This window comes from uncultured Georgenia sp. (genome assembly GCF_937958535.1).
Taxonomy (GTDB): Bacteria; Actinomycetota; Actinomycetes; order Actinomycetales; family Actinomycetaceae; genus Oceanitalea.
Window position 1 is genome coordinate 1 of sequence record NZ_CALGNQ010000024.1, and the last position, 19136, is coordinate 19136.

A 19136-nucleotide genomic window follows, 5' to 3' on the forward strand; every position below is an offset into this window, starting at 1 on the left:
ACCCCTCACCTTGGGACGGCCGCCCACTCCCCACCGACAGCCCACTCCCCACCGAGCGCTCACTTCCCACCGACAGCCCACTTCCCACCGACAGCTCGTTTGCCGGCAGCTCACCAGTCACCGGGAGAGGAGCGCCCGGCCACGGCCCGGCCACCGGGGGCTCGGCAGCAGGACCGGCGGCGGTGCGGTACGTCGTCGTCGTCGACCACGGCGACCGGGTACTACCCGGGCTGCTCGGCACCCTGGCCGCGGGCGGGCACCGGGTGCTCGCGGCCGAGCTCCACCAGCCCACCCTCGACGACGTCTTCCTCGCGCTCACCGGCCGCAGCCTGCGCGAGGAGGAGACCGTCACCCAGGACGCCCCCACCCCCGCCCCGGCTGCCCAGCCTGCATTCTGAAGGAGACGCCATGACCGCCCCGACCCCCACCCAGGTGCTCCGGGACACCCGCAACGTGCTCGTCCGCGAGCTGTGGCCGGTGCTCCGCGACCCGTTCAGCGTCATCTTCTCCCTGCTCCAGCCACTCGTCTTCCTCGCCTTCTTCGGCCCGCTGCTCAGCGGCACGACCGGTCTGCCGCTCGCCGAGTCCTTCCAGTGGTTCGTCCCCGGCATCATCGTCATGAGCACCCTCTTCGGCACCGCGATGGCCGGGTCGAACCTGCTCTTCGAGCTGCAGTCCGGGTCCCACGAGCGGATGCTCGTGACGCCGGTGGCCCGGTCGGCCCTCATGGTCGGGCGCGCGCTGAAGGAGATGGTGCCGCTCGCCGTCCAGGCGGTGGTCATCACGCTCGTCGCCGCGATCTTCGGGTTCCGGCCCCAGCTGCCCGGCATGGCGCTCGGCCTGGTCGTCCTCGCCGTGTTCGGGATCGGGCTGGGCGCGCTGAGCTACGCACTGGGGATCGCCTCCCGCGAACGCGACTGGATGTTCTGGGCGGTGCAGCAGGCGCTGATCTTCCCGCTCATGATCCTGTCGGGCATGCTCCTGCCGCTCGAGGCCGCCCCCCGGTGGATGCAGGTCCTGGGCGGCCTCAACCCGCTGACCTACCTCGTCGAGGCCGAGCGGGCGCTGTTCAACGGCGACCTCGCCGCCCCCGCCGTCTGGCAGGGCGGGCCGGCGGCCGTGGTGCTCGCGACGACCGGGCTCACCGTGGGGATCCGCATGATGCGCCGCAGCATCTGAGTGTCGGTGCCCGCGGTTACCGTAGAGGAGTGCAGCTGACCGAGAGCGACGCGCGGGCGCTGGCACGGCTCACCCTGCCGGACGACACCACACTGCGCCGCTGGATCGATGCCCCGACGGTCGGCCGGGGCATCGACTACGCCCGCCGCGGCATGGTCCGGCGGCTGCACGTCGACCCGGACGAGCGCGCGCTCTTCGCCACCGTCAAGGGCAGCGGCGCCGCGTCCTACCAGACCTTCGTGCTCCTCGAGCGCGGCGAGGTCGCCATCACCTGCACCTGCCCCGTGCGTATCGACTGCAAGCACGGGGTGGCCGCGGTCGTGGCCGCCCGCGACCACGGCAGCGGGCAGCCGGACTGGGAGCGGGCGCTCGACGGCGCTGTGCGTGAGAGCTCCGCGTCGGGCGGTGAACCGGTCGGCCTCCAGCTCGAACGGGTCGTGGGGCGGGGCGCGGCCGCCGCACCCGGGCGCACCGCGGCCCGGGTCCGCGTGGTCCCCGTGGTGCGCGGCGCCCGCGGCACCTGGGTGCGCACCGGCGTCACCTGGCACAGCGTGCGGTGGACGTGGGGGCGCTTCGTACCTGCCCACGTCGAGGCCCTGCGCGCCCTCGTCGGCTCCCACCCCAACGCCTACGCCCAGCACGTCTTCCTCGACGAGCTCGGCCCGGCGGTGTGGACGCTGCTCCAGCAGGCCGTCGACGCCGGCGTCGCGCTCGTCCCCCACCGCGGCACCCCGGGGGAGGTCACACTCAGCCGCACCCCGGCCGAGGTCACCCTCGACGTCACCGCCCACCCGATCCAGGACGGCGTCCGGGTCGCTCCCGTGGTGAGCGTCGCCGGGCGGGCGGTCGGTGCCCACGCCGTCGCCTTCATCGGACACCCGGTGCACGGGGTGGCCGTGAGCGAGGAGGGGCTGCTCCTCGCCCCGCTCCGCCGCCCGATGCCCCTCGGCGCCTCCGAGCTCGTCACCGGCGAGGCGCTGCACATCCCTCCCGGCGACGTCGAGCGCTTCCGCCGCGAGTTCCTCCCCCGCCTGCGCCGGCTGCTGCCCGTCGGCTCCTCCGACGCCGCGGTCGACCTGCCCGAGGTCCTCACGCCCACGCTCGCGCTGTCCGTCACGCACCTGCCGGACCACGTCGTGCGCCTCGCCTGGGCGTTCCGGTACCGCACCCCCGACGGCGTCACCGACGTCCCCGTCGGGCAGCCGCCGCAGGACCGCGACGCCGGGTGGGTGCGCGACCTGCCGGGCGAGGCACGGCTCCTGGACACCCTCGTCCTGCCGCCCGGCCTGCCCCGGCTGCGGGCCACCCCACCGGCGCGCGGCCCGGAGCCGGTGGTCGAGCTGCGGCGGCTCGACACCGCGCACCTGGCCCGGGTCGGGCTGCCCCGGCTGCGGGAGGACAACCCGGAGCTCGTCGTCGAGGTGCACGGCGAGGCGCCGGACTACCGGCTCGTCGAGACCGCACCCACCGTCCGGCTCACGGCCACGGACTCCACCGAGGGCGACTGGTTCGACCTCGAGGTCACGGTCCAGCTCGACGGCGAGGACGTGCCCTTCGGTCACCTCTTCCGCGCGCTGGCCGCCGGTGAGGAGCACCTGTTCCTCCCGTCGGGCAGCTACTTCAGCCTCGACCACCCCGAGCTCGACCGGCTGCGCGAGCTCATCGCCGAGGCCGGCGGCCTGCACGACGAGGAGTCCGGCACCGTGCGGGTCACGCCCTACCAGGCCGACCTGTGGGAGGAGCTGCGCGCGCTCGGTGTCGTCGACGCGCAGAGCGAGCGGTGGCGGCGCACCGTCTCCGCGCTCCTCTCCGGCCCGCCCGCCGGCTCGGTCGACCTCCCCGCCGGGCTGCACGCCGAGCTGCGCGGCTACCAGCGCGAGGGTTTCGAGTGGCTCGCCACCCTGTGGGACGCCGGGCTCGGCGGGATCCTCGCCGACGACATGGGACTGGGCAAGACCCTGCAGACCCTCGCCGTCGTCGCCCGGGCGAAGGAGACCGGCCGCCTGGACCATCCCGTGCTCGTCGTCGCCCCCACCTCCGTCGTCGGCGGCTGGGCGAGCGAGGCCGAGCGCTTCACCCCCGGCCTCGTCGTGCGCACCGTGGAGCAGACCTCGGCGAAGGCCGGGGTGCCGCTGGCCGAGCGGGTGGCGGGGGCCGACGTCGTCGTGACCTCCTACGCGCTGCTGCGGATCGACTTCGCCTCCTACGACGCCCTGGGCTGGTCGGTGCTCGTGCTCGACGAGGCCCAGTTCGTCAAGAACCACCAGGCCAAGACCCACCAGTGCGCGCGCCGGCTCGACGCGCCGGTCAAGCTGGCGATCTCCGGCACGCCGCTGGAGAACAGCCTCATGGACCTGTGGTCCCTGCTGTCCATCACCGCCCCCGGCCTCTTCCCCGACCCGCGCGCCTTCACCGAGGCCTACCGCGTCCCGATCGAGCGCGAGAAGGACACCGCGGCCCTGGAGCGGCTACGCCGACGCACCCGCCCGTTCATCCGGCGCCGCACCAAGGAGGAGGTCGCCGCCGAACTGCCGCCCAAGCAGGAGCAGCTGCTCTCGGTGCCGCTGACCCCACGTCACCGGCGGATCTACGACACCCACCTCGCCCGGGAGCGGCGCAAGATCCTCGGGCTCGTCGACGACCTCGACAAGAACCGCTTCACCATCTTCCGCTCCCTGACCCTGCTGCGGCAGCTCGCCCTCGCACCGGCGCTGGTGGACGAGGAGTACGCGGGCGTGGGGTCGAGCAAGGCCGAGGCGTTCCTCGAGCTGCTCGGCGAGGTCGTCGCCGAGGGGCACCGGGCTCTCGTCTTCAGCCAGTTCACCGGCTACCTCGGGCTCGTGCGCGACCGCCTCGAGCAGCAGGGCGTCGACTACTGCTACCTCGACGGCACCACGACCAACCGCGCCGCGCGGATCCGGGAGTTCAAGGAGGGGCACGCCCCGGTGTTCCTCATCAGCCTCAAGGCGGGCGGCTTCGGCCTCAACCTCACCGAGGCCGACTACTGCTTCATGCTCGACCCGTGGTGGAACCCGGCGGTGGAGAACCAAGCCATCGACCGCACCCACCGCATCGGCCAGACCCGCACCGTCATGGTCTACCGGATGGTCGCCGAGGGGACGATCGAGGAGAAGGTCATGGCACTGGCCGAGCGCAAGCGCGAGCTCTTCGACCGCGTCCTCGCCGAGGGGACGCAGAGTGCGGCGAGCCCGCTGACGGCGGACGACATCCGCGAGCTGCTCAGCGCCTGAAATCAGCCCAAAGGACGATTGCCGCGGCCCCGGCACCTCGTGAGACTGGGCCCATCGGGGCGGCGACGGCCGGGACGCAGGCGTCCGCGGTAGGCACTCCTGGGAGCCCCTCGATGGACGACACTGTGCTCCGCCCCGCGTGGCCCGCCGCCGCTGCCGGGCGCCCCTGCTCAGCCTCCCGGCGGTGGACGGCGCTCGCCCTGCTCTGCACCCTCGCCGTGGCCGGCTGCGGCGCGGACCCGACGCCGGAGGTGCCCAGCACGAGAGTGACGGCACGGCCCGTCGTGGCGGTGCCCGACGAGCGGGTCGCCCCGGTCTCCCCCGGTACCGCAACACCCGAACCGTTCCCCGCACCGCACGCGACGACGGAGCCGGCCGGCCCGCCGGACACGTCCACCGAGCCGGCCGCGGGGCCCGCCGGTCCGGCGGACACACCCACCGAGGGGGCGGCGGAACCGCCCGACCGCGACACGGCCATCGCGCAGATCTGCGCGGAGACCGAGCTGCTCCACGGATGGGTCGCCGGCGGTGCCGCGGACGCCCAGGTCGGCGCCTCGGTGGAGAAGATCTGGAGCTTCAACATCCACCAGCCCGGCACCGACGGCCTCTACTACGCCGCGGAGGCCCTCGCCGACGCCTGGCAGTCCTACCTCGACCTGCGGGACACCGAGCTGGGCGACGGCGGCCAGGGCTTCGTCCACGCCGTCGAGTCGCTCCGCACCGAGTGCACCCTGGGCTGAGGCTCGGCCTGGGCCCTGGCGGTGGTGGGCAGGTCAGTCCCCGAGGGGGATGTCGGCGAGCCGGTCGGCGTCGGCGAGCACGTCGAGCGCGACGATCCGGCCGTCGACGACCTCGAAGGACATGAGGGAAAGCACCCGACCACCGCGCCGGGCCATGACACCTGGCCGGCCGTCGACGAGCACGGGCACCGCACCGGCCGCGATCCGCGCGAAGGCAGTGGCGCGCTGGGCGAGCGCCCGCGCACCGGAGACGACCTCGCCCCCGCGCACCCCGTAGTCGGCACGCAGGACGACGTCCTCGTCGAGCAGGGCGAGCAGCGCCCCCAGGTCGCCGTGCTGGACGGCACGGAGCCACGCCTCGACCACCTCCCGGCTGCGCCGTCGGTCCCCGGACGAGGGCCGGGCACCGCGGACCTTCCGACGCGCGCGGGAGGCGAGCTGTCGTGCCGCGGCCGCGGACTTGTCGAGGACGCCCGCGATCTCGTCGAACGGCCGGCCGAACACGTCGTGGAGCACGAAGGCGAGCCGCTCGGCCGGGGTGAGCCGCTCGAGGACGACGACCAGCGCGACCCCCACGGCGTCGCGTTCGGCGACCTCGCGCTCCGGCTCCCCCTCGGCGCTCACCGGTTCCTCCCACGGCTGCACCTGCCACGGCCGCTCCCACCGCCGCGGCGCGCTGCGCAGCACGTCGAGCGCGATCCGCGAGGCGACCGCGGTGAGCCAGGCGGCGAGGTTCTCGATGGTCCCCGCATCGGCCCGCTCGAGCCGCAGCCAGGTCTCCTGGACCACGTCCTCTGCCTGCTCCGCGCCGACGAGCCGGTGTGCCACAGCGCGCAGCCGGCCGCGCTCGGCGTCGAACCGGGCGGCCAGCTCGTCCCGGTCGGTCATCGGTGCTCTCCCGTCTGCCGCGGCCCGGCGTGCGTGCCGGCTACCAGCACGACGACGCCGCCGCCCGGGATGTGACGGGCTGTCACATCGGGCGGCCCGCTCTCGTCGACCCTTTCGACCGCACCCGGCGGGTGCCGCACGCACCCGCCGGCCGAGAGCAAGGAGAACGACATGCGTCCCACCATCCTCGTCACCGGCGGCACCGGCACGCTGGGCCGGGAGCTCGTCCCGCTGGTCATCGCGACCGGCCGCCCGCTGCGGGTGCTGAGCCGGCACTCGCACCTGCCGGTCCCCGGCGTCGACCACGTCGTCGGTGACCTGCTCCGCGACGACGGGACCACGGCCGCCGTCGCGGACGTCGGCACCGTGGTCCACCTGGCCGGGGGCCGAACGGGTGACGAGCGGGCCACCGCGAACCTCGTGCGGGCCGCCGCCCGTGCCGGCGTGGAGCACGTCGTCCTCATCTCGGTGATCGGGGCCGACCGTGTCCCGCTGGGGTACTTCCGCTCCAAGCTGCTCGCCGAGGAGGCGGTGGAGACCTCGGGGCTGCCGTGGACGACGCTGCGCGCCGCGCAGTTCCACCCCTGGTGCTCACGGCCGCGCGGTCCATGGCGCGCCTCCCGGTCGTCCCGGCACCCGGCGGCCTGCGCCTCCAGCCGGTCGACCCGCGCGACGTCGCCGCCCGCCTGCTGGAGCTGACGCTCGCGGCACCCGCCGGGCGGGTCGCCGACCTCGCCGGCCCGCGGGTCCACCCGCTCGACGAGCTCGTCCGCGGCTACCTCGCGGCGCGCGGCATGCGTCGGCCGTTCCTCCCGGTGCGGATCCCGGGCCGCGCGGGTGCCGCCTACCGGGCGGGTGCCAACCTCAACCTCGACACCGCCGACCGCGGCCACCGCACCTGGGAGGCCTACCTCGACGAGCAGCTCACGCCCACGGCCGTGGCACCTGCCTGACGCCCGCCGGTCGGCGTGGGAGACAGTGGGCGCTGCGCCGGGGCCGGGTCAGCCGAGGGCCGGGGAGGTCAGCGACGCGGGGACGTTCGCGCCGTGGCCGGCGTCGCGCAGGGCCGCGCGGACCTTCTCGGCGGCGGCGTCGAGCTCCTCGGCGGGGACGTCGTGGCGGGCGTTGTCGAAGCGCAGCGCCGCCTCGTCCCACGCCGGGAGCACGTGGATGTGGAGGTGGGGCACCTCGAAGCCGGCGACGAGCACCGCGGCCCGCGGGGCGTCCCACACCGCGCGCTGCGCCTGCCCCACCTTCTTCGCCACGGCGATGAGGTGGGCGAGCAGCTCGTCCGACGCGTCGGTGAACTGGTCGACCTCCTCGCGTGGGACGACGAGCATGTGGCCGTCGGTGATGGGCGCGATCGTCGCGAAGACGACGCAGAGGTCGTCGGCCCAGACGAACCGGCCGGGGATCTGCCCGGCGATGATCTTGCTGAACACGGTGGCCATGACGCCAGCGTATCCGTGGCACGATCGCCCGGGAGGAGGCACGACGTGACAGCAGACGACCAGACCGGGGTGTCCACCCGCCTCGCCGCCGAGGCGTGGGAGGAGCTCTTCCGCGCCCAGGTGACGCTCATGCGCCGCTTCGAGGCCGGGGACGACTTCGCCCCACTCACCTCCCGCGAGTACGACGTGCTCTTCCAGCTCAGTCGCGGCGAGGGCGGCGCGATGCGGATGCGCGAGCTCACCGAGCTCATCATGCTCACCCAGCCCAGCCTGAGCCGGATGGTGGACCGGCTGTCCGCGCGCGGCCTGGTCGAGCGGCGTGCGGCCCCCGACGACGGCCGTGGTGTCGTCGTCGCCCTCACCGAGGAGGGCGCCGCGCTGCAGCGGCAGATCGGGCGCAACCACGTGCGCTCCATCCGCCGCTACGTCGGCGGGGCGCTGGACGAGGAGGAGCTGCGCACCCTGCAGCGGCTCGCGCACAAGCTACGCACCGCGCAGCGCGACCTGTGAGGCTCAGCGCATCACCCGCCGGTCACGGGTCACCCGCCCTGTCCCGACGCCCCGCGGCCGTCCGCCCGGTCGGTCCGAGCGGGTGAGGCTCAGCGGGTCACCCACACCGCCGCCACCGCGGGGTCGCCGAGCTCGACCTCCTGTCCCTGTTCCTCCCCCGGCTGGGTGACGGTGAACAGGGTGGTGCCGACGTAGGGCCGGGTCTCCACGACGGTGACCTCGGCGTCGAGCCGCACCCCGACGTCGGCGAGGTGGCGCAGCACCTGCGGCTCGGCGTCGGAGATCCGCACGACGCGGCCGCCCTCACCGGCCGGTGTCTCGCTCAGCGGCCGGGTCGGTGGCAGCGTGACCTCGCCGTCGATGCTGGGGATCGGGTCGCCGTGCGGGTCGCGCACGGGATGCCCCAGGAGCTTGTCGACCCGCTCGATGAGGAGGTCGGAGACGGCGTGCTCGAGCACCTCGGCCTCGTCGTGGACCTCGTCCCACTCGTAGCCGAGGTGCTCGACGAGCAGGGTCTCGATGAGCCGATGGCGGCGCACCATCTTCAGCGCCGCCTCGCGCCCCCGCTCGGTGAGCGAGATCCCGCCGTACCGCTCGTGGTGGACGAGCCCCTCGTCGGCGAGCCGGCGGACCGTCTCCGACGCGGTGGAGGCGGACACGCCCATGCGGGTGGCGAGCGCGCTGACGCTCATCGCCGGCCCACCCCATTCCACGGCGGAGTAGATGGCCTTGAGGTAGTCCTGCGTGACGTTCGAGGTGGGCAGCGTCGGCCCGGTGTTGCGTGCCGTGCTCACAGGATCAGCATCCACTGGTCCCAGAAGACGAACCCGATGAGGAAGAGGACGACGGCGTACCACACGACGATGACCAGCGCCCGGTCCTGGACGAGGAAGCGTCGCAGCCCCTCCGGCGCGGGCACGTGGCCGGCCTGGAAGCCGCGCGCCAGGACGTTGACGACGATCGGGATGGTCACCGTCCACACCACGAGACAGAACGGGCACAGCCCGCGGAGGTTGACGAAGGCCTGGTACTGGAACCACGTGATGGCGACTGCGGCGAGCACCGAGCCGACCATGAGCAGCACCCAGTAGAAGCGGGGGAGGCGTCCGCCGCCGAGCAGCACGAGCCCGGTGACCATGACGACGCTGAAGGCGACGGTCCCGAGCAGCGCGTTGGGCACCCCGAGCGCCGCCGCCTGCCAGCTGAGCACGAACTTGCCGCAGCCGATGAGCGGGTTGATGTCGCAGCCCAGCGTCGCGTCGGGGTCGCGGAGCAGGGTCTGCTGGGACAGCACGAGCATGACCGCGGCCCACGTCCCCAGCGCGCCCCCGACGGTGAGCAGCCAGCCGAACCCGCGGGGCGCGCCGCCGGCGAGCTGGTGCTCGCTGGGGCGGGCCGGGTCCAGTCCCGCGAGCTCGCGCTCCTCGGCGAGCAGCTCCTCGTCGGTCAGCACGGCGTGGTCGCCCATGGCCTCCTCTGCCCGCGGCTGCTGGCTCATCTAGCGCTCCGTTCCCGCCGACGCGTCGGCGTCGGTCGGCTCCTCGGTCGGTTCCCGGTCACCAGTATCGCCGCTCGGGGCCGCCTCGTCTGCCGGCCGGGGGAAGCTGTACCAGCGGCCGAGATCGACCTCGGCGTCGGTGCCGATGGTGATGACGCGGTAGTCCAGCGGCCGGCCGGTGGTGGCGTCGACCCGCAGCACGGTCATCTCGGCCGGGCCGTTGAGCGGGCCGATGGTGGCCCCGCCCGAGGCACCGGCCGTACTCGCCCCGACGTACCGGGTGCCGCTCCCCAGCACCTCCGGCCCCTCACGCCGATGCCAGTGGCCGGACAGTGCGAGCCGGACGCAGCCGCGGTCCAGTGCCGGGAGGGCGGCGCTCGGGTTGTGGACGAGGAGCAGGTCGACCCGGTCGGCGGCGCACGCGGTCTGCGCGAGCCGCTCCCCCATCTCGGGCACCGTCTCCTCCCGCTCCGGACGGGTCCCCTCACCGAGGGAGGTGAGGGTGGGGTCGGTGTCGCCGAGCAGGTGCACCCCGGCGACCTCGACGACCTCGCCGTCGAGGACGACGTACCCGGCGTCGCGCATCTGCTCGGCGGTGGTCACCGAGTCGTGGTTGCCGGTGGAGACGACGATCGGGACGTCCGGCGGGACCGCCCCGGCGAAGGCGTTGACGCAGTAGGACTCCACCGACGTCCCGCTCATCACGGTGTCGCCGGTGTCCAGCACGGCCTGGGCGCCGCTGAGCCGGACCGCCGTGGCGATGACCGCGGCCATCCCGACGTTGCAGTGGAGGTCGCTGACGTGGAGGAAGGTCACCGGCTCCACCCGGGGCCGCGGTGTGGGCTCCACGCGCGCGGGCAGCGGCATCCCGGCGCCCGGCACCGCGTCGTCGGTCGGCCCGGGTCCCGGGTCCCCGTCCGGGGAGGGGCCGTCGACCGGCCCGGGAGACGGGGGCCCGGGCTGGTCGGCGCCGCCGGGGCCGGTGTCGTCGTCGGCCGGGTCGGTGGGTGCCGGGCTGACGATCGGGATGCCTGGGGGCCGCAGCGGGGAGCGGCTCTCGGCGTAGGCCGCCTCGAGGTTGGCGGTGACGGTGGCGTAGAACGCCTCGTTCTCCTCGTAGGCCTCGACGAGGTAGCCGCCGTAGGTGTCGATGAGCTGGGCCATGCGCCCGGTCATCCGCAGGTCCTCCATCGGCGTGCCCGCCAGGGCCCGGATGGTCGTGCCCTCGGCGGGACGGTCCGCGACCACCCCGGCGACCGGGACCGCGACGAGGCTGAGGACCACCACCCCGACGAGCGGACGCACCCCCGGCCGGGTGACGGCGGCGGCCAGCTCCCGGCGCAGCAGCCCGCGGGAGGCGAACCGGCCTCCGGCGATGACGACGAGCAGGCCGGACCAGGTGAGCACCGCGCGCCCCAGGGCGTCGCGGACCAGGGCGCCGGCGGCCTCGGCGACCGCGGCCTCGGGGTGGGAGACGAGCTGGGCGTAGGCCGCCAGGTCCCCGGCGAGACCGGTCACCGGGCTGGGCTGGACAGCCGTCAGCTCCATGGGGATCTCCTGGACGGTGACGTCCACCCCGAGCGGCCACGGCAGCGGTGAGTCGAGGAGCACCGCCCCCAGCGGCCCGAGGTCGACGACGATCTCGTGCTGCGGCGTCACCGCGTAGTGGGCGGCGTGCGGGCCCAGCGAGGAGTCCGTGGCCGCGGTCAGCACCCCGAACACGGCCGAGACCAGGCCGGTGACGAGCAGGGTGAGGGTGGTGCGGATGGTGCGCCGGGTGGCCGTCGTCTGCCGGTGCCACCACTCCCAGCGCCACCGCCGTTCCCGGGCGGCCGGGCGGGCGCCGTCGTCGTCCTCGCGTGCCATCACGGCCATTCTCACCCACCGGCACCGAACACCGTGCCGAGCGGCGTGCGATGTGGTTCTCTCACAGGTGACACCCCGCCACGCTTCACCGAGGAGCAGCCATGGGCGACGAGATCACCGGGACGAGCTTCAGCCGCGCGGACCACGCCCGCTACCGGGCCAAGGTGCGCCGCTGCCTCGACACCCTGGAGTCGATGCTCGCCGCCGGGGTGTTCGTCGAGGACGAGTGGCGCACCGGGCTGGAGATCGAGATCCACCTCGTCGACGCCGAGCGGCGCCCCTTCCTCGGCAACGCCGAGGTGCTCGCGCGTATCGCCGACCCGCTCTACCAGACCGAGCTGGGCCGGTTCACCATCGAGCTCAACGTCGAGCCGCGGCGGATCGACGGCACCTCGCTGGAGCAGCTGGAGAGCGCCCTGCGGCGCAACCTCAACCGGGCCCGTGACCGGGCGGGCGACGCGGGTGCCGACCTCGTCATCATCGGCATCCTGCCCACCCTGGCGGCCGAGCAGGAGGGCCGGGCGTGGTTCAGCGACAGCGACCGCTACCGGGCGCTGGACGACGCCGTCATGGCCTCCCGCCGGGAGGACATCACGCTGAAGATCGACGGCCACGAGCCGCTGTCGGTGACGCTGGACTCGATCTTCGCCGAGGCGGCATGCACCTCCACCCAGTTCCACCTCCAGGTCACCCCGCGCCGTTTCGCCGACTACTGGAACGCCGCCCAGCTGCTCGCCGGGCCGCAGGTGGCGATGGGCGCCAACTCCCCCTACCTCTTCGGGCACCGGCTCCAGGCCGAGACCCGCATCGAGGCCTTCCTCCAGTCCACCGACACCCGCTCCCCCGAGCTGCGCAACCAGGGGGTGCGGCCGCGGGTGTTCTTCGGCGACCAGTGGATCACCTCGATCTTCGACCTCTTCGAGGAGAACGTGCGCTACTTCCCCGCGCTGCTCCCGGTGAGCAGCGAGGAGGACCCGGCGGAGGTCTTCGCCGCCGGGGGCACACCGTCGCTGTCCGAGCTGCGCCTCCACAACGGCACGATCTACCGGTGGAACCGGCCCATCTACGACGTCAAGGACGGCCGCCCGCACCTGCGGGTGGAGAACCGGGTGCTGCCCGCCGGCCCGACCGTCGTCGACACGATCGCCAACGCCGCCTTCTTCTACGGGATGATCGTCGAGCTGGTCACCGACGAGCGGCCGCTGTGGTCACGGATGTCCTTCGACGCCGCCCGGGAGAACTTCGAGGCAGCCGCCCGGGACGGCATGGCGGCGCGCTTCTACTGGCCGGGCGTCGGGGAGATCGCCGCGGACGAGCTCGTGCTGCGCAAGCTGCTGCCGATGGCGGCCCGCGGGCTCGACCGGCTCGGGGTGGACGGCGGTACCGCCGGGAAGTACCTCGACATCATCGAGGCGCGGGCGCGGCTGGGACGCAACGGCTCGACGTGGCAGGTGGCCGCGGTCCACGCGCACGAGGAGCGGGGCCACGACCGGGCGGAGGCCCTGCGCCTCATGCTCGCGGACTACATGCGCGCGATGCACACCGGCAGGCCGGTGCACACCTGGCCGGTGCCCTGACCCGGTCCCTCAGCCGCGCGGGGTGAAGGACTCGAGGTACTCCTGGAGCTCGTCGTAGGCGGACAGCAGCCGCGCCGCGCGGCCGCGCAGCTCGGCGTAGGTGGCCCGGTCCTTGCTCGAGACGGCGATCGGGTCGGCGACCTCCCCCGCCGGGCTGAGGAGTTCCAGCCCGGCACCCAGGGACTCGACCTGCCCGGTGGCGTACAGCGCGAGGATCGCCGAGCCGAGCGCGGAGCCCTCGGCGTCGTCGGTCGGCACCATGGGACGCCCGATGGTCGCCGCCATGACCTGGCGCCACAGCTCGGAGCGGAACACCCCGCCGGTGCAGCGCACCTCGGCGACCGGGGTGACCGTGTCGAGCACGTCGACGATGCTGGCCATCTGCAGAGCGACCCCCTCGATGGCCGCCCGGATGAAGTGGCCGCGGCCATGCGCGTGGCGCACCCCGAGGAAGGCACCGGTGAGCTCGGGGTCCCACAGCGGGGCCCGCTCACCCAGGAGGTAGGGCAGCATGACGAGGCCGTCGCTGCCGGGCGCGACGTCGGAGGCCATGGCCAGCACCTGGGTGTCGCGCAGCGGCCCGGGCGGCACGTCCGGGGCGTAGACGTCCCCGGCCCAGCGGGCCACGACGCCGCCGTTGCTGATGGCCGCGCCCACCACCCAGGCGTCGTCGGTCAGGGCGTAGCAGAAGAGCCGGCCACCCTCGTCGAGCCGGGGCTCGGGCACGACGGTGCGGACCGCACCGCTCGTGCCCATCGACAGCCCGGCGATCCCCGGCTCGATGGCGCCGGTGCCGAGGTTGCCCAGCGGCCCGTCCGTGGCGCCGGCGTTGACCGGGATCCCGGCGGGCAGCCCGACACGCTCGGCCGCCTGGGGCGCGAGCTCGAGCAGCGCCGTCGTGGGCAGCACCTCGGGCAGCTGCTCGCGGCGCACCCCGGCCAGCTCCAGCGAGGAGTCGGCCCAGGTGCCGGTGCCGAGGTCGAGCAGGCCGGAGGCGGAGGCGGTGGAGCGCTCGGTGACCAGCCGGCCGGTGAGGTGGAGCAGGACGATGTCCTTCAGCCCGACCCAGCGGTGCGCGCTGCCCGCGGTGACGGTGTCGTGGCGGGCGAACCACATGAGCTTGGTCAGCGGGCTCATCGGGTGGACCGGGGTGCCGGACAGGTGGAGCAGCTCGCGGGCCCGGCCCGCGGCACGCAGCTCGGCGGCCTCGGCGTGGGCGCGGGTGTCGGCCCAGGTGATGATGTCGGTGAGAGGGCGCAGGTCCTCGTCGAGGGCGAGCAGGCCGTGCATCGCCGACCCCACCCCGATGACCTCGACCTCCCGGTCCCCGCACGCGGCGACGACCTCCGCGAGCGCCTCGTCGACGGCCTCGAGGACCATCGCGGGGTCCTGGACCTGCCAGCGCGGCTGCGGCTCGCTGAGCCGGTACTCGCGGTAGGCGGCCACCCGCCACGGCGAGGCGGTGTCGACGGCGACGACCTTCGTCGTCGTCGTCCCGACGTCGATCCCGATGACGACGCCCATCAGCGCGCCTTCACGGACTCGAAGAAGCGCAGCCGGTCGAGCACGGCGGCCCGGAGCTCGGTGTCCTCCGCGAGGTCGGGCGCCAGCTCGGCGAGGACGGTGCGCACCGCCTGGTCGTCCTCACCCGCGGCGAGCAGCTGCCACTGCTCGGCGGCGACGTCGTTGACGGGGACCCCGGCCCCCCGCAGGTGGGCGACCCAGGCGGCGACGGCGACGACGGCGCCCTGGGGCATGCGGCCGGCGGCGCGCTCGGTGCGCAGCACCGGGACGTGGCGTACGGGCAGCTTCTGGGAGCCGTCGGCGGCGATGCGGGCCAGGACGTCGCGCATCCGCGGGTTGGCGAAGCGCTCGGCCAGCGCCGCGCGGTAGTCGGTGATGTCCTCGGCGGGGACGTCGAGGCTCGGGGCGGCGTCGTCCCACAGGCGCTCGACCCAGCCGCGGACCTGCTCGTCGGCGAAGGCCTCGTCGACGGTCTCGTGGCCCAGGACGGGGCCGGCGTAGGCCATGAGCGAGTGGGCGCCGTTGAGCAGGAGCAGCTTGCGGCGCTCGTAGGGCTCGACGTCGTCGACGAGGGTGACACCGGCGGTCTCCCACCGGGGGCGGCCGGCGGGGAACCTCCCGGCGATGACCCACTCGCTGAAGGGCTCGGTGGCCACCGGGGAGGCGTCCTTGACGCCGAGCTCGCGCTCGACGACCTCGGCGGTCTCCGGTCCCACGGCGGGGGTGATCCGGTCGACCATCGAGCTGGCGAAGTCGACGTTCTCGTCCAGCCACGGCAGCAGCCCCGCGTCCACCTCGGCGGCGAGGTCGCGCACGACGCGGGCGACGACCGCGCCGTTGCCGGGCAGGTTGTCGCACGGGAGGAGGGTGATGGGGCCGCCGTCGGCGGCCTGGCGGGCGATGAGGCCGGCGACGAGCTTGCCCGGCACCGTGCTCACCGGGGCGACCGGGTCGCGGCGCAGGGTCTCGATGTCGGCCAGGACGTCGGGGTTGTCCCGGTCCAGCCCGCCGTCGGGCCCGCGCAGGTAGCCGGCCTCGGTCACCGTGCTCGTGACGACGGCGACCTCCGGGTCGCGCAGGTACTCCAGCCACGCCGCGTGGTCGGCGGCCGCGTGGACCGCGCTCACCGAGGTGACGACCTCGAGCTCGTCACCTTCCGGGTGCCGCACGACGAGGGTGTAGAGCCCGTCCTGCGGGGCCAGGGCCCGCGCGGCGTCGGGTCGGCGGCCGGTGAAGGCGGCGATCCCCCACCCCGCGCCGTCGTCGGCGTGCATGGTGTACCACGCCTGGTGGGCGCGGAAGAAGTTGCCGAGCCCGAGATGGACGATCCGGACCGGGGCGGCCGGCTGGTCGGGGCGGCGGCTGAGTCGCTGGCTCACAGCTTGAACACCTGCTTCGGGATGGTGGTGACGAGGTCGTGCGCGGTGGCCAGCGCCTCCTCCTCGGTGAGCCGGTGCTCGGCGACCAGCTCGGCGAGGTAGGCGGCGTCGAGCCGGCGGGACATGTCGTGCCGGGTCGGGATGGACAGGAAGGCCCGCGTGTCGTCGATGAACCCGGAGGTGCGGTAGAAGCCCGCGGTCTCCGTCACGGCGCCGCGGAAGCGGCGGATGGCCTCCGGTGCGTCGAGGAACCACCACGGCACCCCGACGTAGAGCGAGCGGTAGAAGCCGGCCATCGGCGCCAGCTCGCGGGAGAACACGGTCTCGTCGATGGTGAAGACCACGAGGTTGAGGTTCGGGTGGTTGCCGTAGCGTCCCAGCAGCGGCCGCAGCGCCTCGGTGAACTCCATCGCGACGGGGATGTCGGAGCCGGCGTCGGCGCCGAAGCGGGCGAAGTTGTCGGGGTCGTGGTTGCGGCGCACCCCGTGGTGCAGCGTCATGACCAGCCCGTCCTCGGTGGCCATGCGCGCCGTCTCGCTCATCATGTGGCGGCGGAAGGCGACGGCCTCGGCCTCGGTGACCTCCCCGCGCAGCGCGGCGGCGTAGATCCGGGAGGCCTCGGCCTCGTCGAGGGGCTCGGTGCCGGCGTCGAAGTGGGAGTGGTCGGAGGAGACGGCACCGTGCTCCTTGAAGTACCGGCGGCGGTTCTCCAGGGCGGCGATGTAGCCGGCGTAGTCACCGGTGTCGACGTCGGCGACCTCCCCGAGCCGGCGGGCGAGCTCGGGCCAGTCCGGGCGGGCGAGCTCGAGGAACCGGTCCGGGCGGAAGGTCGGGATGACGCGCCCGCTGAAGGTCGGGTCCTCGGCCAGCGTGCGGTGGGGCACGAGGTCGTCGAGCGGGTCGTCGGTGGTGGCCAGCACCGAGATGCCGAAGCGCTCGAAGAGGGCGCGCGGCCGGAACTCGGGCTGGGTGAGCTTCTCGGCGACCTGGTCGTAGATCGAGTCGGCGGTGGCGGCGCTGGGGACCTGGGTGATGCCGAAGACCTCGGTGAAGGTCGTGTCGAACCAGTACTTCACCGGGGTGCCGCGGAAGAGGTGGTAGTTCTCGCACAGGATCCGCCAGGCCTTGCGCGCCGCCGCCTCGTCGAGCGGCAGCGGCCCCTCCGGGCCCCGACCGAGGTCGCTGAGCTCGGCGCCGTTGGCGTGCAGCAGCCGCAGGACGTAGTGGTCCGGGGTGAGCAGCAGCGAGGCCGGGTCGGGCCACGGCTCGTCGTCCACCAGCCACTGCGGGGGCACGTGGCTGTGCGGCGAGATGATGGGGAGGTCCTTGGTGGTGGCGTAGATCCGGCGCGCCACGTCCCGCACCTCCGGCTGGGCGGGGAGGAGACGGTCGGGGTGCACGGACAGGGACGCCTGGGTGTCTGCGCTCATGCCGCCCATCGTCCAGCCCACCCAGGGCACCAGCAACAAGGTTGCCAGCCCTTGCCAGCCGGTTGCCACGGGTTGCCAGAACTTTGCGGTCTGCGCTGACGCGGCCGCCCGCCGCCGCTACCGTCGGGAGCATGACGTGGTTCAAGGAGGAGGCCCGGTTCATCTCGCGGCCCCAGATCGAGGCGATGTGCGACCGGCTCCTCGAGGAGGCCCGGGAACGGCTCGGGATCACCGAGTACCGGCGGGTGCTGCTGCTCCCGCCGGACCTCACCCGCGCCCACTCCGGCACCGGCTGGATGACGGAGTACCTCTACCAGCGGCTCGACGCCGCGGGCGCCGAGGTGCACGTCATCCCCACGCTCGGCCAGCACGTCCCCCACACCCCGGAGGACAACCGCTGGATGTTCGGCTCCATCCCCGAGGAGCGCATCCACGCCCACGACTGGAAGGACGGCGTCGTCAACGTCGGCACGGTGCCGGCGGAGTTCGTGCGGGAGAAGACCGGCGGGGCCGTCGACTGGGAGATGCCGGTCGACCTCAACACCATGCTCATGAACGAGCAGTGGGACCTCATCGTCAACATCGGCCACGTCGTCCCGCACGAGGTGCTCGGGTTCGCCAACCACAACAAGAACTACTTCATCGGCCTGGGCGGCAAGCGGCTGCTCGGCGCCTCCCACATGGCCTCGGCGGTCTACGGGATCGAGAACAACCTCGGCAACCTGCTCACCCCGGTGCGTGCCTGCTTCAACTACGCCGAGGAGGAGTTCCTCGGCCACCTGCCCGACGTGTACCTCATGGTCGTCATGGACTACGACGACAACGGCCGCCTCGCCCACACGGGTGTGTACGTCGGGGACGACCTCGAGACGTACTACGACGCCGCCCGCGCCTCCCGGGAGCAGAACTTCACCGTCTTCGAGGAGCCGGCCAAGAAGGTCGTCGCCGTCATGCAGGCCGACGAGTTCCGCGCGACGTGGGTGGCGAACAAGGCCGTCTACCGCACCCGGATGGCGATCGCCGACGGCGGGGAGCTGCTCGTCATCGCCCCCGGCGTCGAGCGCTTCGGGGAGCAGCCGGAGGTGGACGACCTCATCCGCAAGTACGGGTACCTGTCGCAGCGCGAGGTGCTCGACCTCTACCAGACGCAGGCCGACATGCAGGACATCCCGCACGGCACCGCGCACCTCGTCCACGGCTCCTCCGAGGGCCGCTTCACGATCACCTATGCCCCGGGGCATCTCACCCGGGAGGAGATCGAGTCGGTCGGCTACCGGTACATGGACCTTCAGGAGGCGCTGCGCCGCTACGACCCGGCGGTGATGAAGGACGGCTGGAACACCATGCCCGACGGCGAGGAGGTCTACTACATCTCCACCCCGTCGGCCGGCCTGTGGTCCACCCGGGAGAAGCTCGACCGGCGCGCCGACCACGAGCTCCACGGGAAGTGACCCACCGCTCCCACTCTTGCGCAGCGGCCGGCACGACGCCGGGCGGCCGCCGGTCGTCTGGAACGCTTGACAGCGGGGCGCCGACCTGTGAATCTGAGCACCAGCATCGGTAAGGAGCCTTGACGGGTTCGGCGACGTAGCCTGCAGAAGTGTCCCGTCACGCGCCCTCTCCGTGCTGGACAGCCAAGGGAGGCCATGCAGTGAGAACACCCAGCCTGTGGGCGATCGTCGTCCTCGTCGTCCTCGTCGTCATGCTCTTCGGCGCCCGGCGGCTGCCGGACGTCGCCGCGAGCGTGGGCAAGTCGCTGAAGATCTTCAAGCGGGAGGTCAAGGACCTCACCGAGGACGTCGCGGCCCCGCCCGCCGACGGCGAGAACCAGCGCGCCGCCTAG

The 19136-nt window shown here is 73.7% G+C and carries 17 protein-coding genes and 1 pseudogene; 10 read left to right on the forward strand and 8 right to left on the reverse strand.

Annotation, left to right across the window (positions count from 1 at the left end):
* The 4 genes and pseudogenes from Q0195_RS01055 to Q0195_RS01070 form a co-directional block, all read left to right on the forward strand.
* Nucleotides 1-398: pseudogene (locus Q0195_RS01055) on the forward strand (hypothetical protein); the annotation flags it as partial.
* A gap of 10 nt (nucleotides 399-408) precedes the next feature.
* Nucleotides 409-1179, forward strand: coding sequence for an ABC transporter permease (locus Q0195_RS01060; protein WP_299273379.1), 771 nt, complete (start codon nucleotides 409-411; stop codon nucleotides 1177-1179).
* A 29-nt stretch (nucleotides 1180-1208) separates the two neighbouring features.
* Nucleotides 1209-4430, forward strand: a complete 3222-nt coding sequence (locus Q0195_RS01065) for a DEAD/DEAH box helicase (RefSeq protein WP_299273381.1) — start codon at nucleotides 1209-1211, stop codon at nucleotides 4428-4430.
* Between the two features lie 113 nt (nucleotides 4431-4543).
* Complete coding sequence (locus Q0195_RS01070; protein ID WP_299273384.1) at nucleotides 4544-5170, forward strand: hypothetical protein; 627 nt, start codon at nucleotides 4544-4546, stop codon at nucleotides 5168-5170.
* A gap of 33 nt (nucleotides 5171-5203) precedes the next feature.
* On the opposite strand, the gene Q0195_RS01075 is transcribed toward Q0195_RS01070, so the two are convergent.
* Nucleotides 5204-6058: a sigma-70 family RNA polymerase sigma factor gene (locus Q0195_RS01075; protein ID WP_299273387.1), complete on the reverse strand. Its 855-nt coding sequence runs from the start codon at nucleotides 6056-6058 to the stop codon at nucleotides 5204-5206.
* Nucleotides 6059-6229: 171 nt separating this feature from the next.
* Between Q0195_RS01075 and Q0195_RS01080 the strand changes: the two genes are divergently transcribed.
* Nucleotides 6230-6757 carry an NAD(P)H-binding protein gene (locus tag Q0195_RS01080; RefSeq protein ID WP_299273390.1) on the forward strand — a complete coding sequence of 176 codons (528 nt, stop codon included), beginning with the start codon at nucleotides 6230-6232 and terminating at the stop codon, nucleotides 6755-6757.
* Complete coding sequence (locus Q0195_RS01085; protein ID WP_299273392.1) at nucleotides 6667-7011, forward strand: hypothetical protein; 345 nt, start codon at nucleotides 6667-6669, stop codon at nucleotides 7009-7011. Before Q0195_RS01080 ends, Q0195_RS01085 begins: the two co-directional genes overlap by 91 nt.
* A 48-nt stretch (nucleotides 7012-7059) precedes the next feature.
* Here the strand turns inward: Q0195_RS01085 and Q0195_RS01090 are convergent, their stop codons facing one another.
* The gene (locus Q0195_RS01090) at nucleotides 7060-7509 is read right to left on the reverse strand and encodes an HIT family protein (protein ID WP_299273395.1); all 450 of its coding nucleotides are present in this window, start codon (nucleotides 7507-7509) and stop codon (nucleotides 7060-7062) included.
* A 45-nt stretch (nucleotides 7510-7554) separates the two neighbouring features.
* Between Q0195_RS01090 and Q0195_RS01095 the strand changes: the two genes are divergently transcribed.
* Nucleotides 7555-8019 carry a MarR family winged helix-turn-helix transcriptional regulator gene (locus Q0195_RS01095; RefSeq protein ID WP_299273397.1) on the forward strand — a complete coding sequence of 155 codons (465 nt, stop codon included), beginning with the start codon at nucleotides 7555-7557 and terminating at the stop codon, nucleotides 8017-8019.
* Nucleotides 8020-8108: 89 nt separating this feature from the next.
* Here the strand turns inward: Q0195_RS01095 and Q0195_RS01100 are convergent, their stop codons facing one another.
* Genes Q0195_RS01100 through Q0195_RS01110 form a run of 3 tightly spaced genes read right to left on the reverse strand, consistent with a single transcriptional unit; the run spans nucleotide 8109 to nucleotide 11383 of the window.
* Nucleotides 8109-8813 (reverse strand): metal-dependent transcriptional regulator, encoded by a 705-nt coding sequence (locus Q0195_RS01100; protein ID WP_299273399.1) that lies wholly within the window; start codon nucleotides 8811-8813, stop codon nucleotides 8109-8111.
* Nucleotides 8810-9517, reverse strand: coding sequence for a vitamin K epoxide reductase family protein (locus tag Q0195_RS01105; RefSeq protein ID WP_299273401.1), 708 nt, complete (start codon nucleotides 9515-9517; stop codon nucleotides 8810-8812). Before Q0195_RS01105 ends, Q0195_RS01100 begins: the two co-directional genes overlap by 4 nt.
* The gene (locus Q0195_RS01110; RefSeq protein ID WP_299273404.1) at nucleotides 9518-11383 is read right to left on the reverse strand and encodes a metallophosphoesterase; all 1866 of its coding nucleotides are present in this window, start codon (nucleotides 11381-11383) and stop codon (nucleotides 9518-9520) included.
* 101 nt (nucleotides 11384-11484) lie between these two features.
* On the opposite strand from Q0195_RS01110, the gene Q0195_RS01115 reads away from it, so the two are divergent.
* The gene (locus Q0195_RS01115) at nucleotides 11485-12960 is read left to right on the forward strand and encodes a glutamate--cysteine ligase (RefSeq protein WP_299273407.1); all 1476 of its coding nucleotides are present in this window, start codon (nucleotides 11485-11487) and stop codon (nucleotides 12958-12960) included.
* Nucleotides 12961-12969: 9 nt separating this feature from the next.
* Here Q0195_RS01115 and Q0195_RS01120 read toward each other — a convergent pair whose 3' ends face one another.
* The 3 genes from Q0195_RS01120 to uxaC are packed head-to-tail and all read right to left on the reverse strand — an operon-like array spanning nucleotide 12970 to nucleotide 17293.
* Nucleotides 12970-14484 carry a gluconokinase gene (locus Q0195_RS01120; protein WP_299273410.1) on the reverse strand — a complete coding sequence of 505 codons (1515 nt, stop codon included), beginning with the start codon at nucleotides 14482-14484 and terminating at the stop codon, nucleotides 12970-12972.
* Nucleotides 14484-15863: a mannitol dehydrogenase family protein gene (locus Q0195_RS01125; RefSeq protein ID WP_299273412.1), complete on the reverse strand. Its 1380-nt coding sequence runs from the start codon at nucleotides 15861-15863 to the stop codon at nucleotides 14484-14486. The genes Q0195_RS01120 and Q0195_RS01125 overlap by 1 nt, the downstream gene beginning before the upstream one ends.
* Nucleotides 15860-17293 (reverse strand): glucuronate isomerase, encoded by a 1434-nt coding sequence (uxaC, locus tag Q0195_RS01130; protein WP_299273415.1) that lies wholly within the window; start codon nucleotides 17291-17293, stop codon nucleotides 15860-15862. Before uxaC ends, Q0195_RS01125 begins: the two co-directional genes overlap by 4 nt.
* 131 nt (nucleotides 17294-17424) lie before the next feature.
* On the opposite strand from uxaC, the gene Q0195_RS01135 reads away from it, so the two are divergent.
* Nucleotides 17425-18744: a lactate racemase domain-containing protein gene (locus tag Q0195_RS01135; protein WP_299273418.1), complete on the forward strand. Its 1320-nt coding sequence runs from the start codon at nucleotides 17425-17427 to the stop codon at nucleotides 18742-18744.
* 200 nt (nucleotides 18745-18944) lie between these two features.
* Nucleotides 18945-19136: a twin-arginine translocase TatA/TatE family subunit gene (locus tag Q0195_RS01140; protein WP_299273420.1), complete on the forward strand. Its 192-nt coding sequence runs from the start codon at nucleotides 18945-18947 to the stop codon at nucleotides 19134-19136.